Source organism: Paenarthrobacter sp. PH39-S1 (assembly GCF_030063245.1).
Taxonomy (GTDB): domain Bacteria; phylum Actinomycetota; class Actinomycetes; order Actinomycetales; family Micrococcaceae; genus Arthrobacter_M.
Genome location: NZ_JASISR010000006.1, coordinates 53,321 through 69,471 on the forward strand (window position 1 = coordinate 53,321; position 16,151 = coordinate 69,471).

Annotated in this window: 17 protein-coding genes and 1 riboswitch; of the genes, 6 read left to right on the forward strand and 11 right to left on the reverse strand. The window is 64.8% G+C overall.

What is annotated here, in order from left to right; genetic code table 11:
• Positions 1–383: 383 nt before the first annotated feature.
• The 4 genes from QMG52_RS05570 to QMG52_RS05585 form a co-directional block, all read right to left on the reverse strand.
• Positions 384–1,046 carry a 4a-hydroxytetrahydrobiopterin dehydratase gene (locus QMG52_RS05570; protein ID WP_283559441.1) on the reverse strand — a complete coding sequence of 221 codons (663 nt, stop codon included), beginning with the start codon at positions 1,044–1,046 and terminating at the stop codon, positions 384–386.
• A 47-nt stretch (positions 1,047–1,093) separates the two neighbouring features.
• Entirely contained in the window at positions 1,094–1,855 is a 762-nt protein-coding gene (locus QMG52_RS05575) for a thiazole synthase (protein WP_283559525.1), read from the reverse strand.
• Positions 1,856–2,062: 207 nt separating this feature from the next.
• The gene (gene thiS / locus QMG52_RS05580) at positions 2,063–2,299 is read right to left on the reverse strand and encodes a sulfur carrier protein ThiS (protein ID WP_283559526.1); all 237 of its coding nucleotides are present in this window, start codon (positions 2,297–2,299) and stop codon (positions 2,063–2,065) included.
• On the reverse strand, positions 2,299–3,747 hold the full coding sequence (locus QMG52_RS05585; protein WP_283559442.1) for an FAD-dependent oxidoreductase: 1,449 nt from the start codon (positions 3,745–3,747) through the stop codon (positions 2,299–2,301). The genes thiS and QMG52_RS05585 overlap by 1 nt, the downstream gene beginning before the upstream one ends.
• A gap of 154 nt (positions 3,748–3,901) precedes the next feature.
• Here QMG52_RS05585 and QMG52_RS05590 point away from each other — a divergent pair, with 154 nt between their 5' ends.
• Complete coding sequence (locus tag QMG52_RS05590; RefSeq protein WP_283559443.1) at positions 3,902–4,660, forward strand: thiamine phosphate synthase; 759 nt, start codon at positions 3,902–3,904, stop codon at positions 4,658–4,660.
• Between the two features lie 151 nt (positions 4,661–4,811).
• Here the strand turns inward: QMG52_RS05590 and QMG52_RS05595 are convergent, their stop codons facing one another.
• From QMG52_RS05595 to QMG52_RS05605, 3 genes are all read right to left on the reverse strand, one after another.
• The gene (locus QMG52_RS05595; RefSeq protein ID WP_283559444.1) at positions 4,812–5,222 is read right to left on the reverse strand and encodes a PIN domain-containing protein; all 411 of its coding nucleotides are present in this window, start codon (positions 5,220–5,222) and stop codon (positions 4,812–4,814) included.
• Entirely contained in the window at positions 5,207–5,455 is a 249-nt protein-coding gene (locus QMG52_RS05600; protein ID WP_283559445.1) for a type II toxin-antitoxin system Phd/YefM family antitoxin, read from the reverse strand. Before QMG52_RS05600 ends, QMG52_RS05595 begins: the two co-directional genes overlap by 16 nt.
• Positions 5,456–5,528: 73 nt before the next feature.
• The gene (locus QMG52_RS05605; protein WP_283559446.1) at positions 5,529–6,095 is read right to left on the reverse strand and encodes an OsmC family protein; all 567 of its coding nucleotides are present in this window, start codon (positions 6,093–6,095) and stop codon (positions 5,529–5,531) included.
• 38 nt (positions 6,096–6,133) lie between these two features.
• A riboswitch (SAM riboswitch) is annotated at positions 6,134–6,255 on the reverse strand.
• Positions 6,256–6,578: 323 nt separating this feature from the next.
• Here QMG52_RS05605 and QMG52_RS05610 point away from each other — a divergent pair.
• Positions 6,579–7,940, forward strand: a complete 1,362-nt coding sequence (locus QMG52_RS05610; RefSeq protein ID WP_283559447.1) for an alpha/beta hydrolase — start codon at positions 6,579–6,581, stop codon at positions 7,938–7,940.
• Between the two features lie 109 nt (positions 7,941–8,049).
• Here the strand turns inward: QMG52_RS05610 and QMG52_RS05615 are convergent, their stop codons facing one another.
• Positions 8,050–8,859: a TM2 domain-containing protein gene (locus QMG52_RS05615; RefSeq protein ID WP_283559448.1), complete on the reverse strand. Its 810-nt coding sequence runs from the start codon at positions 8,857–8,859 to the stop codon at positions 8,050–8,052.
• 72 nt (positions 8,860–8,931) lie between these two features.
• A complete protein-coding gene (locus QMG52_RS05620; protein ID WP_283559449.1) occupies positions 8,932–9,255 on the reverse strand; it encodes a hypothetical protein in 324 nt (107 codons plus the stop codon).
• Between the two features lie 403 nt (positions 9,256–9,658).
• Between QMG52_RS05620 and QMG52_RS05625 the strand changes: the two genes are divergently transcribed.
• The 4 genes from QMG52_RS05625 to QMG52_RS21885 all read left to right on the forward strand — a co-directional run bounded on the left by QMG52_RS05625 (position 9,659) and on the right by QMG52_RS21885 (position 15,211).
• Positions 9,659–11,836 (forward strand): hypothetical protein, encoded by a 2,178-nt coding sequence (locus QMG52_RS05625; RefSeq protein WP_283559450.1) that lies wholly within the window; start codon positions 9,659–9,661, stop codon positions 11,834–11,836.
• Positions 11,837–11,889: 53 nt separating this feature from the next.
• Complete coding sequence (locus QMG52_RS05630; protein WP_283559527.1) at positions 11,890–13,488, forward strand: class I SAM-dependent DNA methyltransferase; 1,599 nt, start codon at positions 11,890–11,892, stop codon at positions 13,486–13,488.
• On the forward strand, positions 13,478–14,659 hold the full coding sequence (locus QMG52_RS05635) for a restriction endonuclease subunit S (protein WP_283559451.1): 1,182 nt from the start codon (positions 13,478–13,480) through the stop codon (positions 14,657–14,659). The genes QMG52_RS05630 and QMG52_RS05635 overlap by 11 nt, the downstream gene beginning before the upstream one ends.
• A gap of 363 nt (positions 14,660–15,022) precedes the next feature.
• On the forward strand, positions 15,023–15,211 hold the full coding sequence (locus tag QMG52_RS21885) for an antibiotic biosynthesis monooxygenase family protein (RefSeq protein WP_349361661.1): 189 nt from the start codon (positions 15,023–15,025) through the stop codon (positions 15,209–15,211).
• A 99-nt stretch (positions 15,212–15,310) separates the two neighbouring features.
• On the opposite strand, the gene QMG52_RS05645 is transcribed toward QMG52_RS21885, so the two are convergent.
• Both QMG52_RS05645 and QMG52_RS05650 read right to left on the reverse strand, forming a co-directional pair.
• The gene (locus QMG52_RS05645; RefSeq protein ID WP_283559452.1) at positions 15,311–15,730 is read right to left on the reverse strand and encodes a hypothetical protein; all 420 of its coding nucleotides are present in this window, start codon (positions 15,728–15,730) and stop codon (positions 15,311–15,313) included.
• The gene (locus QMG52_RS05650; protein ID WP_283559453.1) at positions 15,727–16,134 is read right to left on the reverse strand and encodes a helix-turn-helix domain-containing protein; all 408 of its coding nucleotides are present in this window, start codon (positions 16,132–16,134) and stop codon (positions 15,727–15,729) included. The genes QMG52_RS05645 and QMG52_RS05650 overlap by 4 nt, the downstream gene beginning before the upstream one ends.
• Between the last annotated feature and the right edge of the window lie 17 nt (positions 16,135–16,151).

The window sequence follows — 16,151 nt, forward strand, 5'->3', positions numbered from 1 at the left end:
GGGCGGCTGGGGCACCCTATGACCGCAGTGCCTGCAGCGCACCGAATACTGCCGTGCTATCCGTTGCTCTCACTGATGCTCTGGCCGTGATTGGGGCCATGAAGGGCAGCGACCGGTCACGGATTATTACCCTTGCAGGCGAGCTAAAAGACCCCCCAGCACCGATCCTGGCTCATTCTCGACGAGGGCGAAAGGTCAGTCGGGCAGGATGCTCTGCGCATCCTCTCGACCAACCCTCAGGAGTTCACACGCAAACCCAGCCGGCTGCGGTCCCCGGACAAGCTCCAGCACCTGGCTTCTCCGCCGACCTGCGTCGTTCTTCCATACGAGCCGTTTGTTCCTTACCCTGCGACGAGGGCCACATGCCGGGCGCAAATCCGTCCTCACAGATCCGGGCCGCGCCCTTCCTCGGTGCACATGCACAGCCTGTTCTGCTGGGCATCCGTGACAATCACCCACTGGGGTGCATGGCTGTGGTCCAGCCCGGCCCCGGTACCTTCGACAGCGCTGAGTACAGCGGGAGATTCCGTGGCGCAGACGTGCACATCCACATGCATTCGGCTGGAGTTGGGGGTTTCCGTTTTCTGGAACCACACGTTCGGGCCGCGACCATAGGGGTCCACCAGATCGCCGTAGGGTCCGTCCTTGTAACCCAGCGCCAGCCGCCAGGTCTCGGCCACGGCGCTCGGGTCGGCCGTGTCGATGCCCAGCTCCACCGTCCGGTTCAGCTCCGGTTTCGCGGTGGCTGAAACCTCTTCGGCGGCGGCTGAGATTTCCTTGGCAAGTGCCGCGTCCCGGCTGGTCACCTCGCTGCCGGCATCATGGGATGTCAGCCTGAGGAACAACAGATTATAGCGCCAGTCAACGTCCGGATGATGGCCGGCCGCCTCCGCCAGGTCGCCGATGCGGGCCAGCAGATCCAGGGCCGCGCGGGCGGACGACAGCTTGAACACGGACTGCAGACCCCCCAACCGGTAGCGCCAGTGCGGCAATACCTCCAGCGCGTCATGGAGCTGCTGCCGGTTCAGAACGTCGATGGCTGCCATCGCGGGCTCCCTCGTTGTCCGTGTGCTGCCGATCAGATGATGGGCAGCTACAGGTCCGGTCGACCCTCCATCGCTGAGGAGGCCAGCGCGTGTTCACGCCGTGGAATCCGCCCGGCCTGTGCGGCCAGCCTACCGCCGATCACGGCATGTTTAAAGGCTTCCGCCATCCTGACCGGGTCTTGGGCACGCGTGACGGCAGTCGCCAGCAGGACGGCGTCGCAGCCCAGTTCCATCGCGAGTGCCGCGTCGGAGGCGGTGCCAATACCGGCATCAAGCACCACCGGAACGGAGGCCCGCGCGACGATCAGTTCAATGTTGTGCGGATTCAAAATGCCTAGCCCGGTGCCGATCGGCGCGCCGAGCGGCATCACGGCCGCCGCGCCCAGGTTTTCCAGCCTCAGCGCCAGCACCGGGTCGTCATTGGTATAGGCGAAGACCTTGAACCCGCGGCCCACCAGTTGTTCCGTGGCGTCAACGAGTTCGACGGCGTCCGGCAACAACGTGCGCTCGTCGGCGATGACTTCCAGCTTCACCCAATCCGTTTCCAGCGCCTCGCGGGCCAGCTCCGCCGTCATCACGGCTTCGCGTGCGGTAAAGCACCCCGCGGTATTGGGCAGCACCCGGATGTGGTGTTCCAGCAGCAGGTCAAAGAGCGAGGTGCCGGCAGGGGCTGAGAGATTGTGCCGCCGCATGGCCACGGTGGTCAGCTCCGTTCCGGAGGCCAGTAGCGCTGCTCCCAGCCCGTCCAGACTGGGCGCTCCACCGGTTCCCATGATCAGACGCGAGGCCAGCGCAACGCCGTCGATCATCAGGCAATCCGCACCCGGAGAATCGGCGAGCGCCGCGCGGGCAGCGGTCGGGTCCAACGTCGTCTTAACTGCCTGCTCGTTCATTGCTTCTTCCTTCGTCTTTCCATGGTTATTTCCGCATCCGCCACTGCATGAGCCGCGGAATCCGCCGCATCCACCGCCCCGTCAGCCTGTCGGTCAGCCCGAAGGCCACCTGCCGGTGGGTCGCTAGCCACCCTGAACCGCGGTCACGATTTCCACGTCGTCGTTATCCGCCAGCTCGGTGGCGTTCCACCGGCTGCGCGGGACAATGGCGGCATTGACGGCCACGGCCACGCCGAGCCGAGCGCCATCGGATGCCTGGCCGAACGCGTCGATGGCGCGCCCGGTGACCCCGGAAACCAGGGCGGCCACGTGCTGGCCGGTTTCCACCTGCTGGTTTTGTCCGTTGAGCCTGATGCTGATCATTGGTAATCCCCCTCATGATTGTGAACAGCTGACGGGGCTGCCGTTGCTGGGACTGCTGACGGTGTTGACGGTGCGGCAGGTCCGGCCGCATCGGGACCGGCCGAACCGGGGTCGACCGAATAGGCGCCGGCCGAATAGGCGACCACCGAAAACCGGTCCGGGCGGAACGGCGTCCACTCCAGGGCCGTGATGCCGTTCATCAGCTGCCGGCAGATCTGCGCGGCGATCGGGGTCAACAGCACCCCGTGCCGGAAGAAGCCGGTGGCGATGATGAGTCCCTCCACGTCGCCGTGTCGTCCGGCCACCCGGCCGAGCAGCGGTGCGTTGTCCGGTGTCCCGGGCCGGGCGCGCGCGGTTGTCTCCAGGAGTTCCAGCTCTGCAACTGCCGGCACCAGGGTCTGGGCGTCGCGCAGCAGCGCATAGACCCCGCCGGCGGACACGCCCGCCGCGGTGCTTCCCGAGGTGCTTTCCGCAGTCCCATCTCGGCTCCGCGAGCTTCCCGCGGTCCCAACTTCGCCCCCCGCGGCCCCTGCCGAACCTCCGACGACTCCCTCCTCGCGCTGGGTCGCACCGATGACCACCGTCCCGTCGTTGCGCGGCACGATGTACACCGGCACCCCGCGCACCAGTCCGCGGACGGTGGAGGTGAGCAGCGGCCGGAGATGTTCCGGAACACCGAGCCGAAGAATGTCTCCATACACCGGGCGCAGCGGCAGCCGAAGTCCGGCCGGCAGACCGGTCAGGGCGGGGGCCCCCAGCCCGTTGGCCACTACCACCTCACCGGCACGGACCGTGCGCCCGTCCTCCAGCAGCACCCCCGTGACGCGGGAATCGGGATCGGCGGGATCGCGGTGCACCAGACCAGTGGCCTTCCGCCGGATCGAGGTCTGTTCCTCCATCAGCCGCCCGGACGCGGCCGCGACCACATTCAGCTGCACCCGGATCGCCGTTGCCAACCCCCGGGGATCCACCTGATGATCGTGCGCCACTCGAAAGGCGCAGGAGAGCTGGGGACCCAGCAGGGGTTCTTCAGCGCGGGCCTCGCGGATGGTCAGCGGATCCACCGCCAGCCCAAGCGAGAGCTGGACCTGCCGCAGGTCGGCGAGCGCCCTGCGGTCTGCCGCGTCGGCACCCAGCACCAGCGTCGCCGTCGTCCGGAAACCGGTGTCCGCATGACCAGCCGCAGCCAGCGGCGCCACGAACTCCGGCCACAGCGCGGCGGAGGCCAGTGTCAGCCCCAGCAACTGCTCCTCCTGGTAATGCAGCTCGCTGACAGGAGCCAGCATCCCGGCTGCGGCGAACGTTGCGCCGGCGGCAGGGCTGGGATCGATGACCGTCACAGAGCGTCCGGTACGCTGCGCCTCCCAGGCGATGCCCAGGCCCACGATGCCGCCGCCGATCACGACGACGTCGGCTTCAAGGGCCAATTCATTGCTCGCTGGCACGTGTTCTCCTTCCCTACGCCGGTATGAGCCGGATCAGGTTCCGTCCGCCGGGCCGTTGGCCCAGCGGAACAAGTCGGTCGGCACGTGGCGCAACGCCCGGTGCCCTCTCAGCCGGCTTTTCCGGCTCCCGCGGTACTGAACTAGTCTATGAGATATGACGCCCATTCCTGCCATAACCGCTTCCGCGCCGGATTCCGCCGCTCCCTCCGCCCAGCCTTCTGTTGCCGACGCGAGGCTGTATCTGTGCACCGATGCGCGCAAGGACCGTGGGGATTTTGCGGATTTCCTGCGCGCGGCCTACGCCGGAGGAGTGGATATCATCCAGCTCCGGGACAAGACGCTGCAGGCCGCCGAGGAGCTGGAACAGCTGGCGGTGCTGCGCGCCGTCGCCCGGGAACACGGCAAACTCTGGGCCGTCAATGACCGGGCGGACATCGCCACGCTTTCCGGCGCCCCGGTCTTTCACATCGGCCAGCAGGATCTGCCGGTCGCCGCGGCCAGATCGCTGCTGGGCGCCGGCGTCGCGGTGGGACGTTCCAGCCACACGCCGGAACAGGCGGCCGCCGCTGCGGGCGACAGTGCGGGCTGGTCGGACTTAGCGTCCGACGACGGCGCGGGCCGGGCCGGCGGGACAGTTGGCGGTTTCAGAGACGACGCCGTGGACTACTTTTGCGTCGGCCCGGTCTGGGCCACCCCGACCAAGCCCGGCCGTACCGCCGTCGGCCTGGAAATGGTGAAGTACGCCGCCTCGCTCCGCACGCGGACCCCGTGGTTCGCCATCGGCGGCATCGACCTCGGCAACGTGGACCAGGTCGTTGCCGCGGGAGCCAGCCGCATCGTTGTCGTGCGGGCTGTCACCGAGGCAACGGATCCGACGGCGGCCGCGCAGGCCCTGCGCGCGGCGCTCGGCTGAAGCCGACAACCACCCTCTGCCCGCAGCACTCACACTCGGCTCCCGAACGGAAGACCACCCTGCCCCGCCACCCCTCGAAATCAACAGCTGCGGACACGTAGGCAGGGGGCCCATGTCCCCCCTCCGGCGCGCGGGCGGCCGGTCTGGCGTCTCAGGCTGTGATCAGGCGGGCGATGACGCCCGGAAGTTGGTCGAAGCCGGCCCGGGCGTCGGTGGTGAGTACGGTGCGCCCGGTGGCCAGAGCGGTGGCGGCAATGATCAGGTCGTGCGCTCCGCGCGGGGCTCCGGAGCGGTGGACGTGGGCGAGCAGTTCGCTGTGTCGTACGGCGACGCGGCGCGTGTAGTTCTCGATCGGAAGTGCCTGTAGGGCGCGATCGAGGAACTCTCGGCGGGCGGTACGCTGCGCGTCGGTCGCGGACACGCGCACGCCGGTGAGGTATTCAGCAATGACGATCGCCGGCACCGTGGCGTCGGCGTCGTCGCCGGCGGCTGCAGCCAGGTCGAGCCGGCCGCGTTCGGCCGCGATCAGGACACTGGTGTCGAGGATCAGGCGCTCGGCCACGGGTCCTCGTCGGGCGTGACCGCGGCGCGGGCGGCCTGCATGTCGTTTTCGAATGTCGGGTCGGGCGTCGGTGTCCAGTCGGCTAATGCCGCCCGCAGCGAGCCCCAGGTGGCCGCGCTGGTCGCCGTGATCGTCGCGACCCGGCGCCCCGCCCGGGTGATCACGATCGTCTCGCCGTGCTCGGCCTCGTCGAGGACGGCTGAGAACGCCCGTGATACCTCGGATGCGCTCATTACCTTCATGCGATTCAGACTATCTGAATCAAGCTAATCGAAGCAAGGGATTTGCCTGAAAGTTCCTCGACGGTTACACCTTGGCGACGGCCGCGCTGACCGGGGTCGGATTCGTGAATAGGTCCAGAACGGGGCAGCGCTCATCCACCGCGCGGCGCAGTTCCTCGTAACGTTCCTGCGTTTCCGGGCCCTTGATGTTGACCTTCAATCGGATGGCTTCGAAGCCGGGGCGGACGGCGGGGTCGATGCCAAACAGGCCGCGGACATCCAGATCCCCTTCGGCTTCGATGCTGATGTCCTCGATCACGATGCCGAGCTGGTCGGCGTACAGACGGTAGACCACCACCTGGCAGGACACGAGCGCGCCGAGGGCGTATTCGACCGGGCTGGCGGCAATGTCATCACCGGCGAGTCCCGCCGGCTCATCGACAGTGAACTGGTGCTTGCCGGCGCTGATGCGGGTGGCGACGGAGCCGACGCCGACCCCGTCCGCCCGGTACGTCAGCTTGGCGTTGGCCGTATCCGCGCTAATGCGACGGGCCCAAAATCCGCCTGCCTCGGCAAGCCTGGCGGAACGGTCCACGGCTGGATCCTGGGCGCCGGCTTCCCCTGCGGAGGTGAGAACTGTGGTTTCGGTCATGGGAGGTTCCTTCGGGTCGAAGGCGCGTGCCGGGCACGACGCCATACTTACGCGGCCCGGTCCTGCGCCGGGCGGCGTCGAATCGTCACCTGGGGCACCCCACTATAGCGATGAGGGTTGCCGCCCGACCGGCCAGGGCCTGTGGTCGGGACTCTTGATTCTGCTGTTCATTATGGACGATCGGCCCTCCCCGCTTCAAGGTTCCCTGGGGTTCAAGTCATGTGGCGCAACAATGGCTCGTAAACCAGCGAACCTGCCGCTCGTCAAGCGTACTGGCGTGCCGTTCACAGTCTCCTTACAGACACTGCAGACATGCTTACGGGCAGGCTCACCAGTTGGTGCGAGCCGGATATTTGTTCGTGCTGATGGTCTCGAGCACGTTCAGGAAATCAAACCCACTGTGCCGGCGCGGCTAAGAACTTCACCGCCCGGTCTGGGTTGGGCGTGGCCCGACCTAGGCCGACACCCCTCAGGAAAGACGACGTGGAACCGCTCCTCAATCTCAATATCGTCCAAGGACCCTTGCTCTTTGCCTTCTACGCGGCAAGTCTGTTGGCGGTTCTGTATCTGTTGGTTCGGTCCGTGGTGCTGCCCCCCGCACTGCGGCCCTCCAAGGGCGGGCCCGTTCAGCGGTCGCTGCCCAAGCTCCCGCGTCCTAGGGCCTGGCTGATCACTGTGACCGTGGCCGTAGTCGGCGGTGCGGTGATAGGAGCAGTTACCCTTTACGTTTGCGAGAAGGTGCTGGACGTTTTCGGCATACCTCTGGATCCGGACACGAGGGTCTGGGTTGTCGCGGCGTTTGCCGGGGTGGCCCTCGCGCTCGTGAATTTGTGGCGGTCACGCTGGTGGCGGAAGACTGTCGCCGTCGTCGCCGTCGCGCTCTTCATCACCACGGCGACCCTGGGAATCAACGCCGGGTACGGATTGAACTCAACGTTGGGTTCCCTGCTGAATCTCAATCCGGTCCATCATTTGGCCCTGCCCAAACTTAGTCCGGCCTTGCAGCAGTCAAGCGCCGCCGCATTGTGGCAGAACTGGACGGCGCCGGCGGGGATGCCGACCGTGGGACGAACAGGGACTGTCGCGATTCCAGCCGATGCCTCGGGCTTTCCGGCCCGTGATGCGTACCTTTACCTGCCTCCGGCAGCCTTGGTGGACAACCCGCCGCCGTTGCCGGTCCTCGTTATGATGATGGGCCAACCGGGCGGTCCGGAACAGAGCCAACTTGCCGTGCAGGAACTTGACGCCATGGCCAAACAACATCAGGGACTCGGGCCCATCGTACTCACCGTTGACCAACTGGGCAGCCCTTACCAGAACCCGCTTTGCGTCGACTCGCCCAAGGGCAACGTCGGCACCTACGTTACAGTCGACGTCGTAAACTACATCCACAAAAACCTGAATGTGGCCGCGGACCGGGCTCGTTGGGCCGTTGGTGGCTATTCCAATGGCGGTGAATGCGCGCTCTCGTTTGGCGCGAAAAGACCCGACCTCTTTGGCTCAATTCTGGATATATCCGGTGAGCTGGAACCCCGCGACGGCTCCATCGCGAACACCGTGAGCAAGGTATTTGCTGGGAATCAGGCCGCTTTTGACGCCGAGAAGCCGGCCAATATCCTCAAAGCACACAAATACAAGGACGAATTGGCGATCTTCACCAGCGGCTCCCTTGACCGGACCTACACGCCGCAGGCGGTGAAAGCTCAGGCCGATGCGAAAGCGGCCGGGATGAATACCCTCCGATTCACCGGGACCGGCGTCGGCCACCGCGGAGATGCCGTCCAGTACGGAGTGAAGGCAGGACTGCCGCTGTTGTACAAGCGATTCGGACTTTCCGCCCCGTAGACCTCAGCTCTGGCGCGGGCCTCAGCTCTGGCTTAGTCATGTCGCCCATTGGCCACTGAGCGTTGCACAGTGGACCGGACCATTAACATGGCTGACGCGAAGGACCTGTCTACTTCTTTTCTTCCACCTTGACCGTCCAGGAGTCGATGTTCGCCGCGCGCACGTCCAGGAAGTACTTGCCGGCTTTCTTGTGCAACGCGGTCGCGCTCTGCCCGGGTTTAGAGAGCATGACCACGGGGATCGGGCCGTCCTTATCGATGTCTTTTCCCGCCGGCTCCAGGTACACGGCGACGACGGCAAAGCTGTCCCCGGGGCCGGTGAACTCGTAGGTCAGCTGCGCATCGGCTCCGGTCAGCTCAAAGACCTGTCCGGCAGTATTCGCGGTCCCGGTCAGCGCGCCGACCTCGGTCCACGTTTTTTCCGCCGCCTTTGGTGCCGCCTTTGGTGCCGCCTTTGGTGCCGCCTTTACGGGAGCGGCTGCGGCCGGGGCTGCCGGTGCCGGTGCCCCCGGGGCGGGCGCTTCAACGCCGGTGCCGGTCCCAGCGGCGACGCTGCTGCCGGCTCCGGCACCGGCACTTCCGCCACCGGCTGCACTCATGGCAATAACGACGGCGGTCACCACCCAGGCGAGCACCTTGCGATTCGCGTACCCCGCCAGAAGAAAGCCCTTTTTGTCCCGCTGGTTGCCGGTCAGCGTGATCACCAGGTCAACGAGGACCCAGACTCCCAGGCCGCCGAAGGTGAACAGTTTCAGCAGCCCGGTCCCCACCTTGCCCAAATAGAACCGGTCGACGCCGAACACGCCAAGCAGCAGGGCCAGCAGCCACGTGGTGATGAAAGATTTGGAACCCTCAACGTCGGCCCCTCGGATGGGCGTCGGTTGCTGGTGCGGAGCCTGCTGCATGGTTTTCTCGGTCATGGTGTGTCCTTTCGTGGGGCGCCGGCAGTCGGCGCGCCCGGAATGATGTGGTGGTCTTTGTTGGCCGGGAGGTTACTTGGCGACGGTTTCGATCACGACGTTGAAACCGTTGTCCGGGTGATATCGCCACGTCGCCGGGAAGTTCCCCCATGTCCCCGATTGGGTGCCATCCAAGGCCCGGGTGGAGTCCATTTTGGCGATGACACTTTGCGGTGTTTTCAGTTCCCTCAGTACGCAGCCCATATCCGAGATGGCGAGACCGGATTTTCCCTTTCCGGCTGTTTGGATTTCCAGGCTTTTCCCGGTGTCCATGATGCTGATGCCCGTGGCGGACTTGACGCCGCAGCTCTGTACCGCCGCGTCCACCGGCTGGCTGACGGAAGCGGTGGAGGACACCGAAGCCGCAGACTGACCGGCTGATCCAGAACCCACGGATTGGCCGAGCTGTCCCAGCAACCCGGCGGGTTGTCCGCCGTGCGGATGATCGGCTCTGTCATGAGTGCTCCTGATGCTCTGCGGTACCGCGAAGGTACGAGGTGCGAATGAGTGCGTGCGGAGGAATGAGTGCGTGCGAAGTAGGGTGGTTCCGGCGCGGACCCCGGGGCCGCCCCCAATTTGCCGGCCCCGGGTCCCCTGCCGGTATCAGTCCGGATCCCCCGCCGAGCTGATAACACGACGCTACGTGCAGCATTTCCTTTACCCGGCACATAGCATTGATAACGCCCCTTATCGCGGGCGGTATAGAGAAAACCGTAAATACTCATAAGCTGTAGCTACCGACGCACAGAGGGAGATCCGCATGACGCGCGCAGCCGGGGCCCTGTCGCCCGCATTGCTGATCACGCTCGCCGACGTCGCACTTCTCACGCGGGTACAACGCCCGGTCGTCTCCATGTGGCGGGCGCGCAGCAAAAACTCAGGCACCCCCTTCCCGCGGCCGGTCAAGCCGGCGGGAGACCAGGAGCTTTTCGACGCCGGCCAGATCGTCGAGTGGCTGGCCGCCACCGGGCGCGGCAACAATCCGCACGCCGCCGACGACGTGGCCGCGTTTGCCACCCCGTCCGGTCCGGAAGCCAGGCGGGAGAATTTTGCCGCCCTGACGGCCCTGCTGACGCTGCGCTGCCTGACAGATGCTCCGCTCGGCAGCAGAGCCGAGGACGATCTGTTGGATGACGCCGAAGCTCACGACCCGGAGGACGCCTTCCTCTTCACCGAAGTCGAGGACCTGGGCGCCGAGCTTCAATCGCTGGCCAGCTACGCCGATCTGCTCACGGACGCGGCCTACAGCGCGGAGGCCGCCTTCGAACAGCTGCTGGCCGACCGCTTCCGCGCCGGCGCCCACGCCCAGGCGCGCACGGCACTGACGGACGCCGCCGTCGACCTGGTGGCTGCCACGGCCATCGAGCTGGCTGCCGGAAGCGCCGGTCCGCCGGTTTTTGTGGACGACGGCGGCGGTGACTTTCTGCGCGCAGTCGCGGACATTTTGGGCGAGGCGGAATCCGCGACCCTGTCCGTGGGCGGTCGAGACGACGGCGCCGCGCGGTTGGCCCGCCGTCGACTGCTGGTGCACGGACTCTCTAAGGAGAACCTGCGCATCATTTACACATTGCCGGACTCTGACGCAGTGCAGCACTCCGGGACAGTGCGTGACTCTGGGACAGCGCGGGAAAGAGCAAGCGGCACCGACGACGGCAGGACGATCCGGCTGGCGCAGTTCCCGTCGCCGGCCTTTCCTGAACTTGCGCCCCGCGACCTGCTGACCGCGATTGATGAGATGGCGCTCGGCTTGAGCGGTTCAGACTGCGGCGTGGTGCTTGCCCCCGCGTCGGTCCTGACGGATTCGCTGACCGGGGCCAAGGGCGACCGGGCCGCGGGAGACCACGCGGCAGCGGACGTCCGTTCCGATGTGCTCCGCTCCGGCCGCGTCCGGGCCATTGTGCGGTTGCCGCAGGGACTGCTGAAGTCAAAAGCTCGTCAGGCACAGGCCCTGTGGGTGCTGGGCCCGTCGCACCGGAACGTGCCGATCGCGGACCGGTGGACCATGGTGGCGGACCTGACCGGCCACACCCTCACTGACGATATCCGGCAGGACCTGGTTGGTGACCTGGCAGCGTCGATGGGTGGCCGGGAGTTCATCCGCGCGCACTCGTTCCGCTTTGCCAGGCTGGTGCTGACCAGGTCGCTGCTGGCCGGGTCCGGAGCCCTGACCGCCGCCGTCACGAGTCCCAGGTCCGCCGCCGCGATGCCTGCGTCCCCCGCGGTCCAAGCCGCCGAGTTGATTGCGGCCGAGCATCTCGTGGACGCACTCAATGAATCGCCGCACTCCGCCCTGACCATCAAGCTGGAGCCCGGCCCTCCGGCGGCCATGACGCCGGCCTCCATCGCGTCCCTGCAGGCCGCGGGATATCTGAAGTACCTGCCGGGACACAGAATCGCGGACGCAGACCTTGAAGATCGGCTTCCGGGCCGCGCCCAGGTGGCCGTCATCGGCCTGCCCGAACTTGCGGCTGCGGACCCCGCGGGCAGCCGCCGCATCAGCCGGCTCGCTTTCGCGGCCAAGTACCCGCAGGGGCGCCTGACCGAGCCCGGCGACGTCATCTTCTGCACCGGAGCGCAACCTGCCGCCATGGTCGATGCGGCGGGCGGCGCCGTCGTCCTTTATCCCGCACGCATCCTGCGGATCAGCACCACTGATCCCGGCGGGCTGCTGCCGCAGCTGCTGGCGGCGGACCTCAATGCGGCGCGGCCGGGGAGCTGGAAACAGTGGCCGCTCCGCCGGCTCGACGACGACGCCCGGGTTCCGCTGGCAGCGGCGCTGGCCGCCGTGGCGCAGGAACGTCGTACCGCCGCGGTACGGTTGGCCCGGCTGGATGCGCTGGCCAAAATGCTCATGGCCGGCGCCGCGGACAACAGTTTCAGACCCACAGATTTTGCTACCTCAACCGATTTTGCTGACTTAACAGAAGGAATACGCTAGTGCCCGCTCAGAAAAGTGCCGCCGCGAAAAAGGTGGAGGCGTTGCCGTCCACGATGAAGGAACTGAAGGACACGTTGTGGAAGGCCGCGGATAAGCTGCGCGGTTCCATGGACGCGTCCCAGTACAAGGACGTGATTCTGGGGCTGGTGTTCCTGAAGTACGTCGCCGACGCGTTTGAGGAGCGGCGTGGGCAGGTTCAGGCCGAGCTGACCGCGGCCGGGCTGAACGAGGAGCAGATCGGGCAGCTCATTGACGACACGGACGAGTACACCGGCCGCGGTGTGTTCTGGGTGCCGGAACGGGCGCGCTGGGAGTACCTGGCCGAGCACGCGAAGGGCCTGGAAGCGCACGACGGCGAAGCGGCCAAGAGCATTGGGCTGCTGATCGATGAGTCGATGGAACTGATCATGGCCGCGAATCCGTCGCTGGCCGCGACGCTGCCGAAGATCTTCAACCGGGACAACATCGACCAGCGCCGCCTGGGTGAGCTGCTGGACCTGTTCAACTCCGCCCGCTTCACCGGCCAGGGCGCCACCAAGGCCCGCGACCTGCTCGGCGAGGTCTACGAATACTTCCTGGAGAAATTCGCCCGCGCCGAGGGCAAACGCGGCGGCGAGTTCTACACCCCCGCCGGCGTGGTCCGCGTGCTGGTCGAGGTGCTGGAACCGTCACACGGGCGCGTGTATGACCCGTGCTGCGGCTCCGGCGGCATGTTCGTGCAGACCGAGAAGTTCCTGGAGCACCATGCCAAAGAGGGCTCGGACATCTCCGTCTACGGGCAGGAACTGAACGAGCGCACCTGGCGGATGGCGAAAATGAACCTCGCCATCCACGGCCTCAACGCCAACCTCGCCACCCGCTGGGGCGACACCTTCGCCCGCGACCAGCACCCCGAGCTCACCGGGGACCGCGGCGCGGACTTCATCATGGCCAACCCGCCCTTCAACATCAAGGACTGGGCCCGCGCGGAGTCCGACCCGCGCTGGAAGTACGGCGTCCCGCCCGCCGGCAACGCCAACTACGCCTGGATCCAGCACATCATCTCCAAGCTGGCCCCCGGCGGCTCCGCGGGCGTGGTCATGGCCAACGGCTCCATGTCGTCGAACTCCGGCGGCGAAGGCGACATCCGCGCCCAACTGGTCGAGGCCGACCTGGTCTCCTGCATGATCGCCCTGCCCACCCAGCTCTTCCGCTCCACCGGCATCCCGGTCTGCACCTGGTTCTTCGCCAAAGACAAGAGTGTCGGCAAGAACGGTTCCGTGGACCGGACCGGGCAGGTCTTGTTCATCGATGCGCGCAACCTCGGCTACATGGTGGACCGCGCCGAGCGGGCTTTGTCCGATGAGGACATCGCCAAAATCGCCGGCACCTTCCACGCCTGGCGTGGGACCGCGTCCGCTGTTGACACCGGTCTGACCTACGACGACGAAGCCGGTTTCTGCTACTCGGCTTCCCTTGCAGAGGTCAAGGCAGCCGACTACGCGCTCACACCCGGACGCTACGTCGGCGCCGCCGAAGTGGAGGACGACGGCGAGCCGATCGAGGAGAAAATCGAGCGGCTGAAGGTGCAGCTGTTCGAGCAGTTCGACGAGTCCGAGCGGCTGGCCGCGGTTGTGCGGGAACAGTTGGGGAGGGTTTCGGGTGGCTTCTAGGATTACCACTATTGGCGAACTAGCCGCTTGTGGCGCCCTCCAGTTCGGAGACGGATACAGAACGAAGCGAAGTGAACACGGCCAAGAAGGGTACCGAATCGTTCGTGTTGCCGACGTAACGGACGACGGGGTCAGCTTCACTGGCCCCGATTTCGTTTCCGAGGAATACTCAAAGGCTATTGGGCCCAAGGTGGGGCAGCCGGGGGACATCCTACTAACAACTAAGGGAACAGTTGGGCGTATAGCGGTTCTACCGGAAACCCGTGATCGAGTCGTTTATAGCCCTCAGCTGTGCTTCTTTCGCATATTAAACTCCGGCGTTGTGGCGCCTCGCTTCTTGCGTCATTGGTTCAGCAGCCCAGAGTTCTGGAGCCAAGCCGCCGACAGAATGAACAATACGGATATGGCGGCGTATATCAATCTGGCGGATATCCGGTCCCTCAAATTGACGCTTCCCGAAATCCCTGAGCAGCGGGCGATTGCGGAAGTACTGGGCGCACTCGACGACAAGATCGCCGCCAACACCAAACGCGTTGTTATCGCGGATAAATTGGCTCGGTCGCTTACTCGCAGAGCGATGGACGCCGCAAGGACTATAACCTTGTCCTCGCTGGCTACCGTGACCATGGGCTCATCCCCCGCCGGAACGAGCTTCAACGAAACAGGCGACGGAACGGTCTTCTACCAAGGCGTTCGAGACTTTGGCGTTCGCTTTCCGACGAACCGAGTCTGGACGACAAGCCCGGTACGGATGGCCCTCCCGGGCGACACACTGCTGAGTGTTCGTGCACCTGTAGGACGTGTAAACCTGGCAACTGAGGAGACGTGCATCGGTCGTGGGGTCGCGTCTATACGATCTTCTACACGGCAACCGTTTACCCTTTTCCACATCCTCAAGGATTCTCCTGACACATGGGCCCCCTTTGAAGCGGAGGGCACGGTGTTCGGCTCAATAAACAGGGGTCAACTGGAATCATTGACAATCCCTACAGTCAGGGAAGAAGACGAGCGTTATCTGGAATCGTCTTTGGCTTCCCTGGAGGCTGCCATTTCGACCGCTCTGCAAGAGAATGCCACCCTTGCCACCACCCGCGACGCGCTCCTCCCCCAGCTAATGTCAGGCAAGTTGCGGGTTAAGGACGCCAAGAAGCTGGTTTCGGCCGCGGTCTAGCCACCTTTCCGGTTTACCGCTCTGAGATCTGCTCATGTTTTAGCTCGTCGCAGGAAGGAGATACGGCGTGTCCTCCAAAGCGTCGGAGCGTCATCCCAAAAACGTGAGCAGATCTCAGAGCCGATCACCAGTAGCTCACGCGGAGCGTCCGATTGTGCGGTTATGACTCAACCAAGGGCCGTTCACCGCAGCTGGGGCGGGTATTCCGCCGGCCGGAGCGGGAACTCGCTGTCGGAGGCTGCGATACTCATCCAATGCTTACCGAACACGCGCTGCTGCCTGTCATTTCTGGTCTCGAACAGAATTTTGAGGGCGTTCGATCAGGCTCGATTGATTATTGCGTCAATGCCGGGCTTCGTCACCATGTCCCTCTCGCGTTCAATCGAATCGCCCAACACCTACTTACTGCTCGTTCAGTGGGATCGTCTGGAGGATCACACCGTGGGTTTAAGGGAATCTCCGCAGTATCAGCAGTGGCGCGAGCTATTGCACCGCTTTTACGACCCCTTCTCCTTGGTCGAGCACTATGAACTGGTGAGCTCTGCCCCCTGATCTAAATACAGCTTGCCAGGACGTGGACGGTGGTCGATTGCCACGTTGAGGCCAGGCACCATGCAGGTACGGTTTCTCTACGATCCTCCCAATCGGAGATCATTCATTGGCATTCTCAACTTCTTCATTAGGGAATGGTGCGATACTGGCGGGCGGCATGTAAACCGGTAGAGTCAGGGTTTCCCTGGTAAGCGCGAGCACAACAGCAGCAGCAGCCCGGGTCGATTGGTAGAGGGCCTCACAGGCGTCGGATGTTGCAAAGATCCGCGAAAACTTGTCATCGTCGTACGGAATGCCCGTGTCAATAACAATGGCTCCGACTGAGACAGTCACCTGAACACCATCACCAGCCCCATGTAGCCAACCCATAACGTAGCGGAAACCTTCGTCGGCGTCCTTTTCACCAAACGAGACCTCCCACATGATTTCATGTGCAGCCTCGTCACCGACGCGGACTTCTGCCGCGACCACTCTGTGGTCAATCCCGAGAAACGAGTGAGCGCGGGGCATTCCGCTCATTTCGCCGAACCCATGGCGCTCTTGAGACGCCGCTCCGTGAACTTTATCGACGACGAAAGCTTTAGTTCGTGTTCGCGTTGGAATCGACGACTGCGATACTGCTCCATGTGCAACACGCGTCCGCGCTCAGATTCCCCGCGTCGTTCAACATGGGCAGATCTGAGTTCGAGCCGTGCACCTAAAATGTGAAGGGTTTTGGCGAGGCTTCTGACTGTGATGTTTCGTTGCCCCGCAAGCCGTGCGGTGACTTCGCTCTTGCTGACTCCCAGCGCGCGGGCAAGCTCACTCTTGGTCATCCCAGAGAGCTCCAGCGCGCTCGCAATGATTTCGCTGGCATCGACCATGGCGGCCTCTTCGGCGTACGCCGCGGCATAGACAGCATCCTTGGTGTTGAAGACTCCCACTATCTCGCCCTTCGTTT

What these genes read in the sequence shown, in the direction of transcription:
- QMG52_RS05615 (WP_283559448.1), bottom strand. Translation starts at nt 8,859, where the DNA reads ATGACCGAGAAAACCATGCAGCAGGCTCCGCACCAGCAACCGACGCCC.
- QMG52_RS05605 (WP_283559446.1), bottom strand. Translation starts at nt 6,095, where the DNA reads ATGACCGAAACCACAGTTCTCACCTCCGCAGGGGAAGCCGGCGCCCAG.
- QMG52_RS21885 (WP_349361661.1), top strand. Translation starts at nt 15,023, where the DNA reads ATGTCCCTCTCGCGTTCAATCGAATCGCCCAACACCTACTTACTGCTC.
- QMG52_RS05625 (WP_283559450.1), top strand. Translation starts at nt 9,659, where the DNA reads ATGACGCGCGCAGCCGGGGCCCTGTCGCCCGCATTGCTGATCACGCTC.
- QMG52_RS05630 (WP_283559527.1), top strand. Translation starts at nt 11,890, where the DNA reads ATGAAGGAACTGAAGGACACGTTGTGGAAGGCCGCGGATAAGCTGCGC.
- QMG52_RS05590 (WP_283559443.1), top strand. Translation starts at nt 3,902, where the DNA reads ATGACGCCCATTCCTGCCATAACCGCTTCCGCGCCGGATTCCGCCGCT.
- QMG52_RS05575 (WP_283559525.1), bottom strand. Translation starts at nt 1,855, where the DNA reads ATGATCGACGGCGTTGCGCTGGCCTCGCGTCTGATCATGGGAACCGGT.
- QMG52_RS05570 (WP_283559441.1), bottom strand. Translation starts at nt 1,046, where the DNA reads ATGGCAGCCATCGACGTTCTGAACCGGCAGCAGCTCCATGACGCGCTG.
- QMG52_RS05600 (WP_283559445.1), bottom strand. Translation starts at nt 5,455, where the DNA reads ATGAGCGCATCCGAGGTATCACGGGCGTTCTCAGCCGTCCTCGACGAG.
- QMG52_RS05645 (WP_283559452.1), bottom strand. Translation starts at nt 15,730, where the DNA reads ATGAGCGGAATGCCCCGCGCTCACTCGTTTCTCGGGATTGACCACAGA.